Annotated in this window: 17 protein-coding genes; 8 read left to right on the top strand and 9 right to left on the bottom strand. The window is 54.0% G+C overall.

Annotation, left to right across the window (positions count from 1 at the left end; all coding sequences use genetic code 11):
* Positions 1–81 precede the first annotated feature (81 nt).
* Entirely contained in the window at positions 82–1,089 is a 1,008-nt protein-coding gene (locus AC2FJ6_RS17400) for an AraC family transcriptional regulator (protein ID WP_170774059.1), read from the top strand.
* Here AC2FJ6_RS17400 and AC2FJ6_RS17395 read toward each other — a convergent pair.
* Positions 1,056–1,529 carry a GNAT family N-acetyltransferase gene (locus tag AC2FJ6_RS17395; RefSeq protein WP_170774061.1) on the bottom strand — a complete coding sequence of 158 codons (474 nt, stop codon included), beginning with the start codon at positions 1,527–1,529 and terminating at the stop codon, positions 1,056–1,058. The genes AC2FJ6_RS17400 and AC2FJ6_RS17395 overlap by 34 nt on opposite strands.
* 66 nt (positions 1,530–1,595) lie before the next feature.
* Positions 1,596–2,243 (bottom strand): class I SAM-dependent methyltransferase, encoded by a 648-nt coding sequence (locus tag AC2FJ6_RS17390; RefSeq protein ID WP_496669602.1) that lies wholly within the window; start codon positions 2,241–2,243, stop codon positions 1,596–1,598.
* A gap of 96 nt (positions 2,244–2,339) precedes the next feature.
* Between AC2FJ6_RS17390 and AC2FJ6_RS17385 the strand changes: the two genes are divergently transcribed.
* Positions 2,340–3,239, top strand: coding sequence for a LysR family transcriptional regulator (locus AC2FJ6_RS17385; protein ID WP_170774063.1), 900 nt, complete (start codon positions 2,340–2,342; stop codon positions 3,237–3,239).
* A gap of 160 nt (positions 3,240–3,399) precedes the next feature.
* Here the strand turns inward: AC2FJ6_RS17385 and AC2FJ6_RS17380 are convergent, their stop codons facing one another.
* Entirely contained in the window at positions 3,400–4,299 is a 900-nt protein-coding gene (locus tag AC2FJ6_RS17380; RefSeq protein WP_170773673.1) for a hypothetical protein, read from the bottom strand.
* Between the two features lie 733 nt (positions 4,300–5,032).
* On the bottom strand, positions 5,033–5,296 hold the full coding sequence (locus tag AC2FJ6_RS17375; RefSeq protein ID WP_170773675.1) for a DUF4242 domain-containing protein: 264 nt from the start codon (positions 5,294–5,296) through the stop codon (positions 5,033–5,035).
* Positions 5,297–5,459: 163 nt separating this feature from the next.
* Here AC2FJ6_RS17375 and AC2FJ6_RS17370 point away from each other — a divergent pair, with 163 nt between their 5' ends.
* Entirely contained in the window at positions 5,460–6,338 is an 879-nt protein-coding gene (locus AC2FJ6_RS17370; protein WP_170773677.1) for a LysR family transcriptional regulator, read from the top strand.
* Between the two features lie 127 nt (positions 6,339–6,465).
* Here AC2FJ6_RS17370 and AC2FJ6_RS17365 read toward each other — a convergent pair whose 3' ends face one another.
* From AC2FJ6_RS17365 to gntH, 4 genes are all read right to left on the bottom strand, one after another.
* Positions 6,466–7,737 (bottom strand): HupE/UreJ family protein, encoded by a 1,272-nt coding sequence (locus AC2FJ6_RS17365; RefSeq protein ID WP_170775651.1) that lies wholly within the window; start codon positions 7,735–7,737, stop codon positions 6,466–6,468.
* A 4-nt stretch (positions 7,738–7,741) separates the two neighbouring features.
* Positions 7,742–9,511, bottom strand: coding sequence for a hypothetical protein (locus tag AC2FJ6_RS17360; protein WP_496669600.1), 1,770 nt, complete (start codon positions 9,509–9,511; stop codon positions 7,742–7,744).
* Complete coding sequence (locus AC2FJ6_RS17355; protein WP_174819524.1) at positions 9,462–10,271, bottom strand: hypothetical protein; 810 nt, start codon at positions 10,269–10,271, stop codon at positions 9,462–9,464. Before AC2FJ6_RS17355 ends, AC2FJ6_RS17360 begins: the two co-directional genes overlap by 50 nt.
* Before the next feature lie 64 nt (positions 10,272–10,335).
* Positions 10,336–11,667, bottom strand: a complete 1,332-nt coding sequence (gntH, locus tag AC2FJ6_RS17350) for a guanitoxin biosynthesis MBL fold metallo-hydrolase GntH (protein WP_496669598.1) — start codon at positions 11,665–11,667, stop codon at positions 10,336–10,338.
* 165 nt (positions 11,668–11,832) lie between these two features.
* On the opposite strand from gntH, the gene AC2FJ6_RS17345 reads away from it, so the two are divergent.
* The 5 genes from AC2FJ6_RS17345 to AC2FJ6_RS17325 all read left to right on the top strand — a co-directional run bounded on the left by AC2FJ6_RS17345 (position 11,833) and on the right by AC2FJ6_RS17325 (position 19,919).
* A complete protein-coding gene (locus AC2FJ6_RS17345) occupies positions 11,833–13,167 on the top strand; it encodes a tetratricopeptide repeat protein (protein ID WP_170775645.1) in 1,335 nt (444 codons plus the stop codon).
* 1,202 nt (positions 13,168–14,369) lie between these two features.
* Positions 14,370–16,469 carry a hydantoinase/oxoprolinase family protein gene (locus tag AC2FJ6_RS17340; protein ID WP_496669596.1) on the top strand — a complete coding sequence of 700 codons (2,100 nt, stop codon included), beginning with the start codon at positions 14,370–14,372 and terminating at the stop codon, positions 16,467–16,469.
* The gene (locus AC2FJ6_RS17335; protein ID WP_496669594.1) at positions 16,466–18,118 is read left to right on the top strand and encodes a hydantoinase B/oxoprolinase family protein; all 1,653 of its coding nucleotides are present in this window, start codon (positions 16,466–16,468) and stop codon (positions 18,116–18,118) included. The genes AC2FJ6_RS17340 and AC2FJ6_RS17335 overlap by 4 nt, the downstream gene beginning before the upstream one ends.
* Positions 18,115–19,182 (top strand): pyridoxal phosphate-dependent aminotransferase, encoded by a 1,068-nt coding sequence (locus AC2FJ6_RS17330; protein WP_496669592.1) that lies wholly within the window; start codon positions 18,115–18,117, stop codon positions 19,180–19,182. Before AC2FJ6_RS17335 ends, AC2FJ6_RS17330 begins: the two co-directional genes overlap by 4 nt.
* Entirely contained in the window at positions 19,179–19,919 is a 741-nt protein-coding gene (locus AC2FJ6_RS17325) for a maleate cis-trans isomerase family protein (RefSeq protein ID WP_170775625.1), read from the top strand. Before AC2FJ6_RS17330 ends, AC2FJ6_RS17325 begins: the two co-directional genes overlap by 4 nt.
* A 559-nt stretch (positions 19,920–20,478) precedes the next feature.
* Here the strand turns inward: AC2FJ6_RS17325 and AC2FJ6_RS17320 are convergent.
* The gene (locus AC2FJ6_RS17320; RefSeq protein WP_496669590.1) at positions 20,479–22,080 is read right to left on the bottom strand and encodes an autotransporter outer membrane beta-barrel domain-containing protein; all 1,602 of its coding nucleotides are present in this window, start codon (positions 22,078–22,080) and stop codon (positions 20,479–20,481) included.
* Positions 22,081–22,289 lie beyond the last annotated feature (209 nt).

Raw genomic sequence — 22,289 nt, 5'->3', positions numbered from 1 at the left:
TCTATTCTTCAGAATCCAGTATTCTTATCCAATCGTCCTAAATGGATAGACGAAGAGCCAAATTTCAGCCAAAGTCGCGACATGAACAAGGTTGAACCACATGTCCCTGACCCAGATGCGCTGGCAAAGCCGATCGGCGATCCGCTGGGGGAAATCCTTCATCTTCTGAAACTCACTGGCACATTCTATTGCCAGTCTCGCATGACAGCACCATGGGGCGTATCCATCCCAGGGTTTCCCAGCGTACTGAGCTTTGCGGTCATCACACACGGGCGGTGCTTGATGAGGGTCGGTGACGATGACCCATTCGAGGTCGAAAAAGGCGATCTGGTCTTGATGACCAACGGAGCACCGGTCGGTTTCTTTAGCTCAGAAGACGCGCCGCTTTTGACGCTGGAAGAGTTGCCCATTCGCAAGGTGACCGAACTCTATGAAACACTGGAGTACGGTGGTGGTGGAGCGGAGACGGGCATCATGTATGGCCTCGTCCGGATCGATCACGCCGCCAGTGATATGTTGATGGGTTTGCTTCCGGATGTACTCAAAATCGACCCGTGGGAAGAGGATGCCGGAAGCTGGCTACAGGCAACTTTGCAATTCATAGCGAAAGAGGCGCGGGAATTGAGACCGGGCGGCGAAACCGTGATCACGCGACTGGCCGATGTGGTTGTCATTGAGGCCATTCGTCGTTGGTTGAACAGCGCACCCGATGCGGATCGAGGCTGGTTAAAAGCTGCGCGAGATCCGCAGATCGGGCGCACGATAGTCGCAATTCACCGAACGCCTGCTGTGGCTTGGACAGTCGGGTCTCTCGCGGAGGTTGCTGGTATGTCCAGATCCGCTTTCGCGGCGCGGTTTACTGAGTTGGTAGGCATTCCAGCAATCCAGTATCTTGCAACGTGGCGTATGCACCTGGCCAGCGAAAGGTTGGTGTACACGGATCAACCAATCTCGCAGATTGCCGCTGACATCGGATACTTGTCAGAGCCTGCGTTCAACAAGGCCTTCAAACGGGTGTATGGCGCACCACCGGGAAAAATCAGGAAGAACGGAGTTCACTCCGTATCCAGGCGAAACTTGAGAAACTGAGCCTCTTCGTATTCGATCTCGCCGATGTGTTTGGCGCCGAGTTTCCGGAGCGCACCCAGATTTTTTCGACTTGGTGGCAACAGAAACGTGACAAAGGGGATACGTTTGTCAGCGATCGCAAAATCGATTGCCATTTTGGAAATCCGTTTCCCAAGTCCAAAGGCATCGGGCCGCAAAACCAACCCAAAATCCCATTCGTCACCTTCTTTTTGAAAGCCCCCCCAACCAACAAACCGACTGCCTGACAAAAACGCCCAATGTCCAAGGCCGTCCCGTGCCCAGTAGCCTTCCTTCTTGGCGATAAACTCTCTTGCGACGTCAACATTCCATTTGAACGTCAAAAGCGGCATATGCTCTGCTACCCGGGGATCGGACATATGAACCGCAATGTCATTCGGATCGATTTCCGAAAGGCGTGCAAATGAAATCCCATCTTTCATCATTATTCTCATTTGATGGCCCGAGCTGTCCCTTGCATGCACCGTAATTTTGGCGCGAATACTTTTTTACAGCTTTCTCGCGACAATGTACCGGCTCGGCAATAACCCGGCTTGATCCGCTGTCTCGACGATATCGAAGCCCGCAAGTTCAACGGCGAGCTGGAGTTCAGCTGCGGATACAAAATTTACGAACGGAGCTTTCCCGAGCAACTGCATAATCGGGATCGCTATTCGGCTGATCATAACATATTTGAACCCCCCACTCTCCGGAGCGCAGACGGTTTTGGAAATGAATACCCCACCGGTTTTTGTAAGGGTCGCAATGTGTTCGAGTGCATGGCCCAGATCGGGAACAAGGTGCAGTAGATTATGTGAGAGGACAGCGTCGAAAGAGCCGTTGTCAAGATCGTGCTGCAGAACCTCGGCCACTTTGAATGTGACATTCTCCAGTTTTTCTTCAGCGAGTTTCTCGTTGGCGATTTCGATCATCCCCGGTGCGAGATCGGAGGCAGTTATTTGAGCCACATGCGGTGCCAGTAGCAACGCGGTCGACCCCGTTCCACAGCCGATTTCTAGCACGCTGTCTTCGGCATTCAGGTAGGACTTTGTGCGTGCGAGCGTGTTCTGATACCCTTCCATATTTCGGATAGGATCAGCCGCATATTTGCGCGAAATCTTGCTCCAAAATGCGGCATCTTTGGACAATGCAGCCATATCGTTTCTCTTTTCTTTTGGTGTCACCGCAGCCAGTATTTTAAAATGCCGATTTATTAAATTGCCAGTTATTGCAGAACTGTTATGCATTAATGCATGAATTGGAAGGTTATCGATTTCGATTGGAACCAGGCTCGGTCCTTTCTTGCAACGGCAGAAGAAGGCTCGTTTACCGCCGCGGCGCGCGTGCTCGGGCAGACCCAGCCAACCGTCGGTCGGCACGTCGCCGCACTAGAACTGGCGCTTGGCGTCACCTTGTTTGAAAGGGTTGGCAAGTCGCTTAATCTGACAACAGCCGGTGCTGAGCTTTTGGTGCATGTCAGTGAAATGGCAAATGTAGCGAATAGGATTTCTCTGACCGCGACAAGCCAGTCGCAAGCCATTGAAGGGCAGGTCAGGATCACTGCGTCCGACGTGATGTCAGCCTATCAGCTTCCGCCTATTCTTAAGCAGATCAGGCTCGCGGCACCACGGATTGAGATCGACGTTGTCGCAGCAAATGACATACGCGACATACAGCGGCGCGAGGCAGATATTGCAATTCGGCATGTGCGCCCAACACAACCGGACCTGATTGCAAAGCTCGTGGCAGAAGCGAAAGCACATTTTTACGCTGCCCCTTCATACCTCGAACAAGTTGGGCGGCCACAAAATGACGGCGAACTTGCTAAGTTGGATTTCGTCAGCTTTGGCGATGTTGACACGATGATTGGATTTCTCAATCCGGCTGGCATCGAAATAACCCGCAAGAATTTCCGCATTGGATCGCAGAGCGGGATAGTGTCATGGGAGCTTGTGCGCCAAGGCTTCGGAATTAGTGTCATGTCAGACGATGTGGCGGCCCTTACACCCGGTGTGGAGCGTGTTCTGCCGGAACGCGAGCCATTCAAATTTCCTATCTGGTTGGCCACCCACTCTGAGTTGCAAACAGCGCGAAGGATCAGGTTGGTTTTTGATCAGCTTGCAGACCATCTCGGCTCGCGGACAAATTATTGAACGTGAGTTGGTTTGGTGTCGTGATCTGGAGTCTGCTTCGGGCTCGGTGCAGACGTTCGGCAGAATTCAGTGAATGTCTGTTGCGCGGACAAAGCAGAAGTATGAACTCAGCCGCGAAAAAACCTCCGCACACATCTGGCAAACAGGCTCAATGCCGCGATTAGAACCTGACCCTAAACGCCAGCCCAACCAACGGCGCAGTGTCATAGCTTTGCCGACTGATTTCTACTCCATTCGCATCATCTAACGTCAGGCGGCCATCAAATTCTGCTCCCGCAAATACGCTCAATGAAACTCCAGGATTCGGATTGTACCCAAGAGAAAGAACCACAGGGATACTCTTATCTTCACCCACCCCATCCGGGGCGAGGCCATCCTCATCCAACCTGAAACGAATTCTCTCTGATCGTGCGGTTAACGAAAGATCGATAGCCTCATTTAGAGCGTAGCTCAGCGACAACCCGGGACCTTGCGTTGCTCCGACACCAGAGCCAGTGTTCAAATTCCAGCGGTCATTTATGTCCCAGTCGATAAGCAGAGCCGGAAAAAAATCAGTACCGCTTTCGTCAAATTCAGAAAACGCACCAAAGGCTGGGCCTATCGTTAGGCGCTCGTTCAGTTGCCATGCAATACCTGCAAAAACACCGTAGGTTCTACCGTCAGATGAGGAGGACCCGCTTTGGTAGTCCCACCTGATCTGTGGCGATACAAAAACCGTTGTTGTATCCCCCACACGAAACCGAACAGGAACAGCTACGCGAAGGTCACGTATGTTTTCCCATGGCTGGTTGTTCGATTGGCTGAATTTATAGTCCAGCTTGCCAAAACTGGTGGAAAGCCCAACGGAGCTTCCGCCTTCTAGATTGTAAAGTGCGGTGGCACGTAGAAACGCTCGACTTGCAGAGAACTTGCCGCCGTCACTCAAATCCGCATCCCCTTGAAACGCGGCAAGCCCATCAACCTGATACGCCCAGCCTAACCGAGGCTGGGCAGCCGACGGAAGCGAGGTGAACCCAAGAAAAACAAATCCAAAGCAGCACGTTAGAAGAAGATTTTTCATCTGACATTTTCCACGTGAGACTGGTTACGTATTGAATTGTCATTCCTGGTCGAACAGATCAAGTCCTTTAGAGTCTGCTAAGTGGACGAAGCCGCCGTTAACACCGTCATCAGCAGGTGTTGCCTAACAAGCGATATCCAAGCCACCTCGCAAACCTTCAGCGCGTTGTTCAGCAGTGTAATTTCGCGTTCGTCTAGTTCGGTTCTACTGGCGGTCTGAATGAAGGGGCGCAGGACTTCTTTGCCATTTCACTCTCGCAAAATTAAAAATGAATAATGAAGTACTTGCTCCAAACCCCAACTGCCAGGGCAATCCTCATAGCACTCTTTGTAATTATTGTTGTGAGGGTGTGCAGCTATGACAGCTATCAAGGGGCTGGATATCAAAGGCCTGATCAAGAGTATTGGGATGGCGAGGGCAGGCCTTAGCCCGAGTTCCCTTCTGTACTGCAGCGTCCAATGCAAACAGTCGCGCAGGTTGACCAAGTGATCCATCCGGCAGTCTGTGGTCGCATTGTGTAAGCAGAACTCCAGGGAGCCTGAGCTAGTCTTTCGAAGAAGCTAAAACGAGATGAGTTCTAGTCTGCATTGGAGATGATGCTGCGCTTCCGCAAAACTCGGTGTACCAAGTATCTGCGGGACGAACCTGCACCTCCCTGCCGAGCTGCTCAACCATTGCCAAGGGCCCATGAGCATATACTCAGGGCCCAAAAAGCAATCAATATTACAAGCCGTTACGGGGTAAGGTCCATTGCGGCTACGACCTTTTCGTAAGGAAGCCCAGCGGTATCGTTCAATCGACGAACTTGATCGGCGCTTTCACCATCAAACAAGCACATGCAGCGCCCGTCTTCGGGAGCAAATGTTGAACGAACGTAGCTGATCTTGTCTCCATCTGCCGTCATTTTTTGCGCAGTTGCTATCGCGGCTTTTTGAGCAGCGCCCAAGTCATCTATGCTGATACCCTTAAGGTTTCTTTCGACCATAAAAACAGACATTTCGCTCCCTTTCCGAATAGTCAAAACTAGTGCGTCTATTGCATCACGGAGCGGTGGCTCGGGGAACTATCAATACCTTATGACTTAATAACTCCAGGTTTGGATAAAACGGTGTATCCTGCGTCATGATTGTTATTAGCTTTCAGTGACGAGGTGCCCCAACATGGAGATGTCTCAGATTAGATATGTCTTATCTGCCGCAAAGCATCTGAATTTCACCAAAGCTGCTGCAGAATGCAATGTGAGCCAACCAGCGCTTACCAAGGGCGTCAAGTCACTAGAAACCGAACTGGGCGCACAGGTTTTCCATCGGGAAGGTAGGAAAATACTGGTTAGCGACTTTGGGAAGTCTATGCTGCCGCATCTACAGCACATCGTCGACGAAGCAGCAGCTACACAAGCGCTGGCTCAGAATTTTCGTTTGCTGGAAAAAGTACCGCTGCGCTTGGGTGTCCTATCAACAATTGGGCACGTTCGCCTTGCTCGCTTTTTAGCTCAATTCGAGAAAAACCACAGCGGATTGGAGTTGTCTGTCAACGAAGCAAGCGTGTCGGACCTAAAGAAAAAACTTGCCGATGGCGATATCGATGTTGCTTTAATGACCCTGACTGAAGAGCTTGAAGAGGAGTTCAGGACTAGACCACTCTACGACGAAAGATATGTGGTTGTTTTCCCGCCGGAACACCGCCTTGGACAACTCAACTCAGTTTCGCTCCAAGACTTATCACAAGAAAACTACGTTGACCGCTTGGCCTGTGAGTTGCGCGAGATGGTAATGTCGGTTTGTCAGTCAAAAGGCGTTGAGCTGTACGCTCGCTTCAGGTCTGAGCGAGAAGATTGGGTACAAGCAATGGTTGCTGCGGGCATTGGTTTTGCCTTTATGCCTGAGTACTCGGTTACTCTACCGGGCTTGATGCAGCGCCCGCTTGTTGAGCCAGAAGTTTCAAGAACTATCGCGGCCTTTACAGTTCCCGGCCGAAAACATTCGCCTGCACTTGATGCACTTATGAGGTCATCGCAGACTTTTGCATGGCCGGGATAAGTAACGTCAGCTTTGGGCTCGGTGCAGACGTTCGGCAGAATTCAGTGAATGTCTGCTGCGCGAACGAAGTTGACGTTCAACAAATCTAAGTGAAGGTCCGCATACTGTTCAAAGCCGCACAACATACTCATACTAGTGGCCAGAGAAAAAACTCTGCCCGTTCCACTACCCAAACCATTGCGACCAGACTTGCGCACGCAGCAACAACAGTGCGAGAACCAACCCAGATACGCCCTGGTTGTTTGCGCAGCAACAAAACCAACGGCCAGACCAATAAAACGATCATGATTTGTCCAACCTCCACTCCAACGTTGAAAGCTAGCAAGCTGTGCCAAACGTTTGGTGCATCGATACGTAGAATTTGGTGCAACATGAAGGAGAAGCCAAACCCGTGCAGCAAACCAATCCCGGACGTGATGGCAAAGGTCTTCAGGTCGCCATGTCCTTTCTCAGGTGGCCAAACCGCCATTGCAGCTGCGTAGATTATCGAAAGCGCTATTGCCAATTCGACGGTTGGGATGAACCATGCTCCGCTCGGCGCGAAACCAAAAAAACCCAAAATCAGTGTCACCGTGTGGCCCAAGGTAAAGCCTGTGACGCGGGCGAGAAGGCTGTGCAAGTTTAGCGCACCGATGATCATGCAAAGCACAAACAGAACATGATCGGGACCTTCCAAAATGTGCCGAATTCCCTCAGCAAAAAAGGTCGAAACGGCTGCGGTCGCTGATCCGGAAATTTCGACCGGGGTATGCATCAAACCCCGCGCACGATATGTTCGAACATCCTGCCCGTTATAGTCGAGGATCAGGTTCGCCGTGTCATCTTGTCCAGGAAGCCCCGGATATGACGTATAGGACAAACTGTATGCTCCTACCTCTCCCGTAACAAAGCGCAGGTGCACGTCAACCATCACCTCGCCAACATAAATCTCCTCATTGATTGGAAAAACGTCCCTAGGCGCAAGTGCCGAGCGTGCCTCATTGAGCGTAGCAAATCCAGGTTCCTGCCCCAAAGGATGCAGTCTTATCGAGACGATTTCGGGGGTTTGTCGATGACCGTCGATAGACAGCACAAGGCCGTTTTCAGCAATACGAGCCAAGCCGGTTGGATCTTTGTGCAACGCGGCCTGATCCAAGTAGTGCATGAGCACGCCATCTTCGATCTGATTGTATGTGTATGGAGCTGGTTTGGGCAAACCGTCCGGGCCCTCGGTACCGACGAGTTCCGCCACCAAATAAGGCATCGGAAGGCGTAAATAGACATCAAGGCCATCTTCCGAGTGGGACACATGGTGAATGCGAACATTCTGGTTTAGATTGAAATGCGCTTCTGCTCTGCCCGCGCACAAAAGGATCGTGGCAAACAAGAATGTGGCAAAAAACAACCTTACCACAACCACAGAATTACCCTCCTGTCTTGGCGCTGATAATCGTCAGGTCATCAAGCATCCAATGGTCGCCATGCCGCGAAACGTCGAGCAAGCCACGATAAGAAACCGCTTGCCTATGCAGGTGCCCCCAATGACCTCCGCTTACGCGAGCTGTCCAACTGGCCAGGGCCTGATGCCGATTTCTTTCTTCGCCGGGCGTGAAACTCTCGACATTCAGGTCTGAAATCGCTTCGACGCGAGCCATGGCGCCAGAGGGTAACGTAACTGACAAACCACGACGCATTTCTGCTTGAACCTTGACGCGATTAGTTGCTTCGACATATGGCTCCATCGCCGCTAAGGCACTATCATCCCGCGTCTCAAGCATCGTGGTTCCGATATTGGCCACCAGCCCTTCCACGATTTGACGCGATGCGATTTCATCCGACTCAGGCGCTGACGACGGGTTGTTCAGCGAGTATGTGACAATCGCGGCGGCACCGAATGCCCCGGTTAGGCCAAGCAAGATCAGACGCTGGCCGTTTGTGCGCTGCAACGAGAAATAGGCGCATATCAAACACAGAAAACCTAAGCCGAACGCAAGCGAGGGCACCTGTGTTGCAGCCGCGACTTTAACGACGACTGGGCTTGTCTTTGGGTTGGTCCAAGTTGTCAGGTAATTGTTCCAACTTACAACGGGATCGGATGCATAAATCTGCGAGGGGACCGCCCCTGCCGGATCTGAAAGGGTGATCGGAATAACATCCAAACCAACTGGGAAAAGCTCCCATGCCAGATCAATTCGGTTCGGCAAAGTCGAAACCGGATAGGAAAGGACGACGCCCAGTAACATCGTCTTTCGGTTTGCCTCGGCTTGATCCGGAAGAACACGCAAACCTTCGGCACCAACTTTGATACGCGAGACCTGCACCGTTTCCGGTTTCATCGGCTTGCCATCGACGGCGAGAGGGTTTCTCGTCTCAAAAAAGTCCGAGACGTCAGACTTGATCTTGATGACATCATCTCTGGTCAGTCGGTCAGCATCTCCAAAGTCCAACTCCGCCCAAGTCTCATAGTCTTTCAAGCGCAATATGATCTCGTGCCGGACGACCCGCGGCTCCATGGCCAGAAACGACATCATCGGAGATTTGTGGTGACGGGTAAGGTTTGGGTTCTCAAACTTGCTAAACCAAGGATCATCCCAATCTGGCAGCATCGTTTCGGCCTGAGAAAGGTAGCGATAGTCTGTCACCGGAACACCCATGTGCTCGGCCACAACACCAAGTGAAGCCAAGGGAATCTCGTCTGGACTTAGGGGGGGAATGAATGTGATCCGTTCAGGCTTGCCATCGAATGGAAACTCCATATCCACGTAGACGACGTTTTCGCTGCGTGGTCGCGGCTGATACTGAGCGCTGGCTGCTGTTTGCCGGGAAATTCTGGGGCGCACATCAATCGTATTCGTTGTGTTGGTCAGTTCCACATCGTCTGCCCAAACCTGAATGTTCTGACCTGTACGCTCAGCCAGCGACGTACCCGAACCATCATCTGGAACGACAAATATCGGATAGTCGCTCAAATCGACCTCAAGGATAACCCGTACATGATCGGGCTGCACCGAAAGCTCAACAAAGTTCGGCGCCGTTTCCCCGCCATAGGGGGACACGAGGTCCGCAATCGAGTGGCTTGCGCCAAACGCAAGACTCGCAAGCGACGAGCCCACCCAAACCCATGCTTTGCTGCATTCGCCAATCTTAGAAATGAAACGCGACGGCAGCATAGATACCATTCTGGTCCACATCATAGGCAAACTCCCCATCCGAACGGTCGGTGGAAAAGTCGATTCCATAGAACTGATAGCCAAACCGCAGGGAGGTGTTTTCCCAGCCTTTCCAGTCGAACCCAGCCACAACCAGGTATTGCAGGTCATCGCCATTCACACCGAAACCACTCAGTTCAGCCCGGCTGGCGAAACTCCATTTCTCGTTGATTTCCATCGCATAGCGGAGCGCGATCATTGGCTCGAGCCATTCTTCTGTGCCACCCAACGTCATACCTGGGCCGGGGCCTGCAAAGTCGATTTCCTGTTTGATCCGGTTCCACTGAACCCCAATTGCGGCATCCGCTGCATAGCGTTGGCCCGAGGCATTTACTCCGTTCGCAAACCGGTAAGCGCCCTGCACGTTGGCAAAGGTCTGCCGGACATCAACATCAACGTCCACCCTGCCACCGGGTAGAGTTCCATCTCCGCCAAGCTTTACGTAGTAAACTTCAGAAATGATCCCGAAGTCGCCGTTCCAGCCCTCGTAACGTACTGAAGCAGCGCCTTGCAGCACGTCCAGCACCTCGCTCAGGTTCAAGTCTAAATCGACGCTGGTTCCATCTATAGTTGATGTGCCCGTCGTGCTGAGCGGAAGGAACAAATAGGGCGTGATTGAGTGTCGCCAACCGCCTTCATCCTCTTCAGAACGTGCAAGTGACTGGGCGTTTGCTGCGTGGGATGCAGCGACAAGCAACCATCCAACGCAGAACAAATAGAGAGAAATCGATGACGTGTATCGCATAGAAAGACCCGATCAAAATTGAAAGAACCGGCGCGTGTTTAAGTCGCGCCAGTCAAGTTTGATGTTAGTTGTCGCCGGGATATGGGAACTCTTGCCCCAAGGCTTCCGAAGCTTCTTCGTAGATTGGCCTCAAGACGTCATCGACATCATCAAAACCACCCTTTGTGAAATCGGAAAATTCCATAACCTCCGGGGCCAAACCCACCTGCTCGGCGTAAGCTGTTTTGTCTGCGGGGTCCGGCGCGATCGCTGGAGCGGCAAGCGGCGGCGACCATGTGCGTTCTTCAGTAGCCGCCATTCGAACGGTGATGTCGTCTTTAGTCACATTCCAGACCATGAAATCATCCGCCATGCTCAGCGGGCCGTCGTACGTTGATCGAATTCTTTCATACACGCCATTGGCCGTGTCGAAGTCGTTAAAGAAATGGTACGCGACAGCCATGCGAGGCTGGATATCGCTCATCACTTTGCCGAACGCTTCGGGCGCGGTGTGAACTTGTGTCCCGACCAACAAAGCAGACTCGGGCGTAAACTTCATTTTGGCGACGAGTTCTGGCACCGCAATGAAACACTCGTGGATCGCTAGATCAGCATTCTTGGCGTATTCCTTGAACCATGTGTTCGGATAGGTGTCAGAACTGAATACGAATTTCAGGCCGTTCCATTCGAGCGCGTAACTAACTGCACCGTCGATCGAGTGAATGGCCGGGAAAGTGCGTATCTGGACTCCATTCTCGTCGTAGATAACCTCGTTTTCCAACTGGTAGTCGAACTCGTTAACTTCCATCGAATACCCGCGAAAATCAATGTTGCCAGCGCGACCGGCTAAATCCCAGGTCAGCATTTTCTGCATATGATCCAGCGCATAGGCTGTGCCTAACTCTTCAGCCGGCCCACTTGGTCCCCAAACTCGCAGGGGAACGTTTCGCCCCATCAGCGCTCCGCCTATGAACAGATCGTGAAGTGCTCCGAAATGGTCAGTATGCAGGTGACCGATGAAAACTTTGTTTAGGTAATTATACGGGATCTGCAGTGAGGAAATCCGCTCTGCCGATCCCGACCCAATGTCGAACAAGAACTTATCTCCGTTGCCCAGTTCCACAAGGAAACACGCAGCAGCCTGAGCAGCTCGCGTTGTAGGCATTCCGGTTCCACACGCGATGACCCGCATCTCGTCTTCGGCGAGATCTTCGGTATTGGGGTAGTACACATCGCGAGGTCGATCACGCACCATCGTAGGAGAAACTTCTTCTGTTTCCTGCGCGTATGCTGCCGAAGGGGCAATTAAATCGATAACTGCTTCAGTGACCGATTGTGGAGAAATAGCCCAAGCGCCAAATATCACGCCGATTGCGAAGTGCTTGCTAAGCCTCTCGTAATTCATACGTTGTGTCATGTGTAATCCTCCCGTCGCTTAGTAGATTGGCATGCTGGGAATGCGGATTTTCGCGCTCCGGCTCGCTGTTTTGGTTAAAAGTTTAGGGTTTAGGGGACTTTCCCGTAAGTGACTCACGGTGAATAACGGGGTGACTCACATGCCAATAAATGCAAAAATACGAATGTGGTACGGCAATCTGACAACATCTCGGACGGCGAGAAGCGCGCTGCCCTCGGCAGGTTGATTGCTGACGCTCATCTGGATGGATCCGATAGGCTTCAGGCGTTCCTGACGTACATCGTCGAAGAAGATCTCGCTGGTCGGGGAGATCAAATTCGCAGCAAGACTATCGCCCAAGATGTTTATGACCGCGATACCTCAGAGGGGACCGACCCGGAAAATATCGTTCGCGTCGATGCACGTCGACTTCGTCAGTTCTTGGAACTGCATTACGAGGGTATTGGTAGGGATGATCCGGTAAGACTGTGTGTAGACAGCGGCGGATATAGGCCGCGGTTCGAAACTGTCTCAGAAACCAGTTCAGTATCAATCTCAACAAAAACCAAACGCATTGGACTACCCTTAGGGGCGTTCGCCATAGGGGCCGTCGTTGGCGCGTTGGTCGCAGTTGGTCTTGCCCAAGATGGACAGGAAACTGCTTTTGCTGAAGTGAGTGGTTCATCAGAAACTGACACGGACGCATACTTGCGGCGCGCGGCAATTTACGAGAAATCCCCAGCCGCGTTACAAGCATTCAATTTGGCGCAACAAGCGCGGACAATGATATTTCCGATCTTCGACCGACAGCGGCAGCTACTTGTTCTGTCTGTGTTTGAGGGCGTGATCGAGATCGACCCAGAATATTTCGGTGGATATGCCGGTGCAGCGCAGGCACTCGCGTCACTTGCGGTGATAACTCCGCCATCCGATGCCAAGACCGAATACGCTGAAGCCGCTATGAAGCTGGCGAACCAGGCGGTAAGCCTTGCCCCAGATCAAGCCTGGAGCCAGTCTGCTAAAAGCTGGGCCAGTTTTGCCAATCGCGACTATGAGGCCGCGCTGCAACTCAGTAGACGCGCATCAAAACTTGATCCGAATGATGGAGCAGTCCTCGACTTTCTTGGCGCGGTGGCCATGTTTTCAGGCGAATTCGAAGAAGCTATTGAAACAGCAGACAGGCTATCTCTGCTGGATTCCAGCAACCAAAGATTTGCAAATCGAAACATTTCCGGCGCGACGTATTTTCATCTGGGTGAATATCAAACAACTGTAGAGCGCTTTGAAGAGGCAAAGCAACTTGGCGATCCACTCAGCGCTCCTTCACTAGCTTATGTAACGGCAGCGTTGTCAGCTATGGGGCAAGACTATGCGGCTAAAGCCAAACTGGCTGAACTTGAGCGCGCATGGCCGGAAGCGCCGATAGATGCGATGCTCAAAAGTATCCACAAAGATGTCGAGAACGCAGAGGCCGTGCTACGCGAGTTACGAAAACAAGGCTGGGTTAGCCCAATGCGATAGAATCGCGCACAACAGCGGGGCGGAATACGAAGGTCGAAACAATCTCCGCTGGCGCAGGTCCTCCGGTCAAAATTCCTAAAACCAGCGCGAAGTTGAGATCGATAGTGGGAAGCAAGGTAAGCGACGTCTTCTCAGATTGCGTAAAATTTGCTTTCTTGCGCAATGCCGTCGCCAGTGCGGACTGCAGAAACCGGTATCTTTGGGCTCTCAACAGCCATTCGCTGCACTAGGAATGAAAGATCGCTCCGCCTTAGCCTTTAAACAGCACCCCCGCCAGTACCAGCGACCACCCGTCAGAGCCCGGAACGACTAGTCGGTGACCGAGCCAGAGCCTGTGAACGGGTCTCTAGTGGTCTCGAAAGGTGTCCTACAACCCCAGCCAGTTCAATCATACATGGAACGGCGGCATGCCACAGGGGCTCAACTCTCCGAGAAATGCCCGTTTATGCCTCGGCTGTTCTGGCACCCTCTGACCTCTCGTCTTTCATGAATTTTTTAGCAGGGGTCCTATGGGGGCGGGGAATAGGTATATGTAGTGAACAGAAACCGGAGAATAGAGAAGCCCGAGTATCCTCGTTTCTGATCCACAATATATAGAGGGAGGAGGAGGTTGTAGGGGAGATTGAGGACCCATAGCACTCGCAGCCAACCGACGTTCACTGCTGGTTAAATCTCGTAGCGGTGAATTCATGATTGGGTTTTCAATTGATCAAGACCTGAAGTCATTCACCGTTCAGCCACGAGACCGTCGACAATCAAAAGTTTGCGACAGAATCGAAGCTGAATTCCGAAGCGAAAAAGCTGGTCAATTATGACGGCGGTGCGCTTGTCCCGATGATTGCCAACCACATCATGAGTGTCAGCAGCACTCTGACGCAGGGCAGTATCGCCGCAAATAGGGAAATGGATGTTGCCAAAGCTCACGAGCGTTGTTGGTTTGCCTAATAGCGTATTTCCCGTCCGACGGTCTGACACCGGTAGATTTCTTGGCCTGCAGCGATAATTCTTGTCGCTTGCAGGCCTTTTTGTCGCGAACGCGCTTGTCTCTTGTCGAAAGCTGGGCAAGCTCGAAAAATGAACCGGAATCGTACTACAAAACGTCTGGACCGCCGTGCCACCGGCTGTAACCTTGTTCCGCAACGGATGTGATCACCCGAAAGGGCGCTCTATCTGCACGAACTCAGGCGAATTTGGAATACCACGTGACCGCTCAACGCTTGCGCTTAGCCATTGATACTGGTGGCACATTTACGGATACGGTGCTTGTATCCGGCGACGAGACCATTGTTGCCTCGACCAAGACTTTGACCACCCACCAAAACCCCGCAGATGGGGCGATGGAAGGCGCGCAGCGCGTCATCGCCCAGTCCGGGCGCGCGTTGAGCGATGTGACAGGCTTCATCCACGGCACAACACTGGCAACCAATGCGTTGATTGAACGACGCGGCGCGGTTGTGGCGACAGTGACGACTGAAGGCTTCCGGGACATCCTGGAGATCGCGTACGAGCGGCGCTATTCGCAGTATGACATCAACTTGGAAAAGCCCGATTTGCTAGTACCACGTGAACGGGCGCTGACCGTTCGGGAACGTATGGCGGCAGACGGCAGCGTCCTGATCCCTCTCGACGACGACGCGATTGATGCGCTGATGGCTGATCTATACGTCAGCGGTGCCGAGGCGGTCGCGATCTGCCTGATGCATGCCTATGCCAATCCCGAGCACGAGCGCCGCCTGCGTGACATTCTGGCCGAAAGACGCCCGGACCTGACGGTCTCAATCTCGTCCGAAGTAAGTCCCGAGGCGCGCGAGTTCGACCGACTCTGCACCACTGTTGCCAATGCCTATATTCAGCCGCTGATGGAAAGCTATATTAACCGGTTCGTCACCCGGTTCGAAGCCGAGGGCGTGACATGCCCGATCCTGATGATGACCGCCGGAGGCGGCATGTGCACCGAGCGGACCGCCACCCGATTCCCGATCCGGCTGGTGGAAAGCGGCCCTGCAGGGGGTGCTATCCTTGCCGCGCGCATCGCGGCGCGGGCCGGGTTTGGCGATGTGCTGTCCTTTGACATGGGCGGCACGACCGCCAAGCTGTGCCTGATCGACAATGCCCGGCCCCAGACCTCGCGCCAGTTCGAGATCGCGCGGGCGGAACGTTTCATCAAGGGATCAGGCATGCCGGTGCGCGTCCCGGTGGTCGAGATGATCGAGATCGGCGCGGGCGGCGGATCCATCGCCGGTGTCGACCGTCTGGGCCGTCTGACTGTCGGTCCGAAATCCGCCGGATCGGAACCCGGCCCGGTCGCCTTTGGCCGGGGCGGCACTGAGCCGACCGTGACTGACAGCGACATTGCGTTAGGCTATATCGCGCCAGATACATTCGCCGAAGGGCAAATCCAGCTTGATCCGGATGCCTCCAAGGCTGCCCTGACCCGAGTGATCGGTGAAAGGTTGGAGTTGGATGCCGTAGGCTCGGCAGATGGGGTCAGTCGCATCGTAGACGAAAGCATGGCTAGCGCCGGGCGCATGCATGCGGTGGAATCGGGCAAGGATCTGGGCCCGCGTACTATGATCGCATTCGGTGGCAACGGTCCGCTGCATGCCAGTCGCGTTGCACGCTCTGCCGGTGTGTCGCGCATCGTGATCCCGCCTAACCCGGGCGTTGGGTCCGCAGTTGGTTTCCTGTTCGCACCTGTGTCGTTTGAGATCGTCCGCTCACGCTACTCCCTGCTCAACAGCATGGATATAGATGGCGTGAACGACCTTTTCGAAACAATGATTGCCGAGGCAAAGGAGGTCGTGGGCCAGGGTGCCGGCGGTACGGCGACCGAAACCTGGCGGACCGCCTTCATGCGCTATAGTGGTCAGGGGCACGAGATAGAAATCACGCTCCCAGACCGTGCATTGGGGGCGGATGACATCATCCGCCTAACCGCCGCGTTCGAGGATGAATATCGCAAACAATTCTCGCGCCCTGTGCCGGGAATGGCGATCGAGATTCTCAACTGGGCCGTTCGGGTCGCAACCCCAAACAGCGATGTACCTCCGATGCCGGAGGCACCTGATCGCCGTGCCTTTAACGTGGCCGAATGGCGACTCATTACCTGCGATGTCGACGGTGTTTTGAAAGACGCAGCCTTTGTTGCGCGCGCGGATCTGAAACCTGGTGATTTCGTTCCCGGCCCCGCACTGATCTATGAACCGCAAACCACCACGCTGGTCTCGGCTGATTTCTCGGCGCATGTAGACGCAATTGGGAATCTTGTCCTGATCCATGACCAGACAGGAGGCGCTTTATGACTGCTGATCTTTCTCCGGCCCACCTGCAAGTGATGTGGAACCGACTGCTGGCGGTGGTCGAAGAACAGGGGCAGACCCTGATCCGAGCGGCGTTTTCGCCAATTGTACGCGAGTGCGGCGACATTTCTGCCGGGATTTTCGACGAGCAGGGCCGGATGCTGGCGCAGGCCGTCACCGGCACACCGGGACATATCAACACCATGGCTGCGGCGGTTATGCATCTGCGTGAGCATTTCCCGGAGCAGACCATGAGACCCGGCGACATCTACATGACCAATGATCCCTGGCTTGCCTCGGGGCATCTGAACGACTTTCTGCTGATGATGCCGGCGTTCAAGAACGGCAAGGTCGTGGGCTATACCTCGTGCACCTCGCATCTGGTCGATCTGGGTGGTCTTGGAATGGGGCCCGAAGGGTCGGATATCTATGACGAGGGGCTTCTGATCCCCCCTTGCAAACTGGTCGAAGAAGGCACTCCAAACGCCCTGCTGCTAAATATCATTCGCGCCAACAGCCGCGAGCCGATTGCAAACGAAGGCGACATCTATGCGCTGATCGCTTGTTGCGAGACCGGCGTGACCCGGCTGGTCGAGATGATGGACGAGTTTGGCATCGACGATCTGGACCGCTTGGGCAGCTATATCATAGACACGTCGCGCCATGGCACGCTTGAGGCAATCGCCGAGGTGCCGGAAGGCGTATATAAGAACGTCCTGAAGATGGACGGCTACGAAAATGAGCTGGTGATGCAAGCGACACTCACCGTTAGCAAGTCGGGCATGCATGTGGATTTCACCGGCACTTCAGGCTGTTCGCGCAAAGGCATAAACGTGCCGCTCAACTATGCCACCGCCTATACCGTATTCGCGCTGCGCTGCATCGTTGGTCCGGATATCCCCAATAATGCCGGGTCGCTGGAACCGTTTACCGTGGACGGCCCTAAGGGTTGCATTCTAAACGCCCAACGTCCGGTTCCAGTGGCGATGCGGCACACGCTGGGTCAGGTCACCCCCGATCTTGTGCTGGGTTGTCTGCATCAGGCCTTACCCGACGCGGTCCCGGCTGAGGGTGCAAGCTGCATGTTTGACCTGCCCATGCGTCACGCTCCCGAAGTTGCCCGCGACGGTGGCCGCGAGTTTGCGATTGAGCCGGTTCATAATGGCGGCACCGGCGCGCGGCCTCATGCGGATGGGCTGTCAGCCACCGCCTACCCCTCGGGGGTGTTTGGCAGTCAAGTCGAGATTACCGAGAGTGTGGCACCGGTGACCATCTGGCGACGTGAACTGCGCCCCGATTCTGGCGGCGCGGGCAAGTATCGCGGCGGCCTCGGGCAGCGGATCGAGATGACCTCGTCCAATGACGAGCCGTTCATCGTATTCCTATCGGTTGAACGGCTGAAGTTTCCCGCCCTTGGCCGCATGGGCGGGCAGCCCGGCGCGCCAGGACGCATCCGTTTCCGCGACGGCGACAACGACCTCCCGGGCAAGGGAGAGCTACGCGTCGAAGGCGGCGATTACCTGATCTTCGACACCCCCGGCGGTGGCGGGTTCGGCGCCCCTACTGACCGTGACCCCGATGCGCTGGCGCTGGACCTCAAACGCGGTCTGGTCACCGCTGAGGGTGCCAAAGCCTATGGAGGTGACGCATGATCCGCCCGGTTCCCCATGTGGATGCGATGACGGCCTATGCGCTGGCTGATCTGGGTGGCGCGGGCGTCATCTCACTGGCCCAGAACGAAAGCGCCTTTGCCGCAAGCCCTAACGCAATCGCAGCTGGGCAAGCGGCAATGACCGATCTGCCGCTATATCCCGACCCGGAATGGCCCGATCTGCGTGCTGCAATTGCAGATGTGCACGGGCTGGACCCGGCACGGATACTGTGCGGCGCAGGCTCGATGGAGTTAATCGGTTGCCTGATCCGGGCCTATGCAGGCCTCGGTGACCAGGTACTGGGCACAGATTTCGGATACGCGTTTGTGTCCACGGCAGCGGCGCAGGTGCAGGCTGATTACGTCAAGGCCCGCGAGCTCGACCTGACCGTCTCCGTCGACGGCATCCTGGCCACGGTGATGCCCGAGACCCGGATCGTCTTTATTTGCAACCCCGGCAACCCGACCGGCACTTTGATCCCCAATTCCGAGGTTCTGCGACTGCGGGACGGATTGCCTAAAGATATTCTGCTGGTCGTGGATCAGGCCTATGCCGAGTTTTCCGATGATGCCCATGACCCCACCGAAATATTCGCCCTGACAAACCGCGGCGATACCGTGGTCATGCGTACATTCTCCAAGGCCTACGGTATGGCAGGCGCGCGCGTTGGATGGGGCTACTTCCCAACCGAAATCTCGGGTGTGATGCGCAAGCTTCTAAATCCCAACAACATCTCGATTGCCTCACAGACCGCCGCCGCCGCCGCCATGCGGGATCAGGCGCATATGCAAAATGTGGTCAATCGGACCGCCGAAATCCGCGACAAGTTTACTGAAGACTGCCGCGCAATGGGCCTGAACGTCCCGGAAAGTAACACCAACTTTGTTCTGCTGCGCTTTGCCTCGGATGAAGAGGCGCAACGTGCGGATGCGGCCCTGCGGGCCGAAAATCTGATGATGCGCGGCATGGGTGGCTATGGCCTCAACGACTGCCTACGCGCCACGATCTGTGAGGTATCGGTCATGGATCGCTGCCTGAAGGTGCTGAAAGGGGTGTTGTCATGAGCTACGAAACCCGCCGGCGGGCCAAAATCGGCGTCCTGGTGCCTTTCACCAACACCAATCTGGAACCGGATATGGAGTTGATGCGGTCGCCGGATACTACCATCCATTTTCAACGCATAGGCGGCTATGACGTGGATCAGATCCCCGGCACGGAACAAATGGCTGGGCTGGGTGCTTCGGATATCAGCCATGATCTGCGAATGATCTCAGGCGTGCGCCCCGATGTTGTGCTTTATGGCTGCACCTCGGCAACTTTGACCCATGGACCATCCTTTGACGCCGACTTGGCACGCGAAATCAAAGAGGTATCGGGTGCCTTGTCCTTCACGGCAGCAGGGGCGCTTGTGGCCGCGATTCAGGCGCTTGGTGTGACCAAGATCGGTTTCTCTTCGCCCTATCTGGGCGAGATCAACTTGCAGGCAGTTGAGTTTCTAGCGCAAAACCAGATCGCAACCGTCAAATGTGCCGATGTAGGTCGCGAGCTGGGCAACTATGGGCAAGGCGAGCTGACCCCGGACGAAGTGTTCGATCTGGCCTGTCAGGCCGATCACCCCGATGCGCGGGCGATCGTTCTCAGTTGCACCGACATGCGATCAGTCGAAGCTGTTGAACGCATCGAGGTTGCGCTGGATAAACCAGTAGTCACCTCAAATCAGGCGATGATATTTTCGGTGATGCGTGCGTTGAAACTGCCGCGTCGAGGCAACGAGCCGGGCCGGTTGTTCGATCTGCTGTAGGTTGGCATGGACACAGAGTTACGCGCGCTAGGTGGAGGCGCCACTTTGGCTCTGTTACAAGCCTTAGGCCATTGACCATTGCGGCGTTAGCGCCGGTGCGGCGAACGGAAAAATCCAGTTGAAAATTGGTTCGTGACTTCTTCCCGATCAAGATAAGACACGCCGTAAATCAATTTCCTACCTCCATAGAACCTCCGCTAGAGGAGAGATCGGATTGCGTCAGAATACCCGAAACCACTGGGGCATTTCTTGGAGGGTTTAGTCCTAAGTGCCTAGTCTCGTTCCATGTCCTGATGAACTGGCTGGGGTGGTAGGAATCCTTGCCCTCCGATGATTGTTATCGGCTTTTTAGCGAAGCCTTAGAAACTGGGGCGGTTGCGGGGGCATTTCGAGGGTGAGCACGGGGCATTTCTGACCGCTAGAGAGCCCAAAAAGATGCTTGAACTCGAGTGAGCTCAATCACGACTCAGACGACAGAAACTCTTTCCGCGTGAACTTATTTAGTTTGTGAGCCATTTCCGACAGCTACGTTCTGTGATCACAGTTCCAAAACTTAAGCTTAAACGAAGATGAAATCGTCTTCAGTGAGTAGGGTTGAATCTCCGAAACCTTGTAACACCACTCCTTCGATCGTTCCTTCTGTTTCAAAAAGGACCGTTGTCGAAGTGCCATTGTCGTAGATTATCAAGTCCTCGATGTCGTCGATGCCGTAGGCACTAACATCAATAAGATCACCATCCGACTGCCGAAAGTCGCCAATTCTGTCGTTTGCAGTGACTCCTGATGGACTGAAAACAAAGACGTCTGCTCCGCCTACCGCATCTACACCCAAAATTACCGCATCGCCGAACATTGTATCGCTACTGCTGCTCGAGATAAGTGTGTCATTTCCGCCGACGGTAAAGTCAGACATTGTACGGGCGTCTCCAATTAGAGTGTTGGAGAACGCCGTCGCTGCAATCAGGATGTCGTCTCCTCCTGTTGCATTCCCTGACATCAGGTAGCCGTCGCCTGAAAGTGTGTTAATCCAGACATTGTCACCTCCGTACAAGACATCGTTTCCGCCCGAAGACGTTCCCGTAAGAGTGTCGGCGTCCCCATAGAGATTATTAAATTCGCTGGCATCGCCACCATATAAAATATCATCTCCGCCCGTAGAATCTCCTGACATCTGAGGGCCATCTCCATACATCCAGTTGAAATCTGCCCTCTCTCCACCGAAGATTGTATCGTCCCCGCCCGAAGAAGAGTCGTTGAGATAATGTGCATCACCAATTAAAGAATTAGTAACGCCGTCAAAGTTCGCCGTTCCATCGAATTCAGGACCTTCGCCCTGATTTGAACCGCCAATAAGAGTATCGTTTCCGCCAACTAAATCGCCGCCGAACTCCCAAGCGTCACCACTTACAACGTTTAGCTGCCTCGTATTCGTTGTAGGACTAATACCGCCAACCGAGATCATGTCATTTCCAAACTCGACGTTGCCGTAGGCGTACTTGGTATCCCCGAACGCTCGGATATTAGTGGCGTCGAACCCGCCGATAATCTGATCGTCACCTCCACTGGAATGGTCAGACATGATAAGAGCGTCACCGTAGGCTTCGGTTACACTCGAGGCCCCGACATGAATTACATCATCCCCACCGCGTGCTCGGTCCCGCATTTGGTCAAAGTCACCGATCAGCACATCCTTGGTCGCGGTGTCAGCGCCAAAGATCGTATCATTGCCGCCAACGGCCCGATCGTAGGCACCATACCACCCAACATCGTTTTCAAAATTCCAATTGCTACCTGCGTCGCCATACACGATGTTAATCGTGGCATATTCTCCCGCATAAATAGTATCGTCACCACCAACGGCGAAATCACCTATTGCCCCAGCATCACCAGAAAGTTCATTAAACGCGACATCAGAGCCACCATAAATGATGTCATCACCGCCAGATGTTTTGTCAATCAAGGCGTGTGCATCGCCCCTGATGGTGTTTTTAACTGCTCCGTCGGCTCCGGTAAGAATATCATTCCCACCTACGCCAAAATCTGAAATCCACTCAGCATCACCCAGTGCCGTTCCACCTTCACCGTCAGGTAATTTGTAGACGTCATTCCCGCCTAGTCGCTTCCCTGTCAATCCTCCTAGAATCTCGCTCCAATAAGCCATATCCCCCCCCTTGAGCAAACATGTATATCAATGTTTGAATGTAATACATGATCCGACTCCGCACTTTGACTTAGGTCAAAGGAGAGTGCTTCAGCGCTACTTAGTCGGGCAAACCACAGCCAATTGCGTTTCACTGTCCGTCATCAGAGGTTTTGGGCCAGTTGGCGGTCTGACCTAAGAGAGGATCTGGCTCATCCGGTTCGCGTGAT

The sequence above is a fragment of the Ruegeria sp. CDSA089 genome (assembly GCF_059612205.1).
The sequence above is the reverse complement of the archived record's forward strand: the minus strand, read 5'-3'. Positions and strand labels throughout refer to the sequence as shown.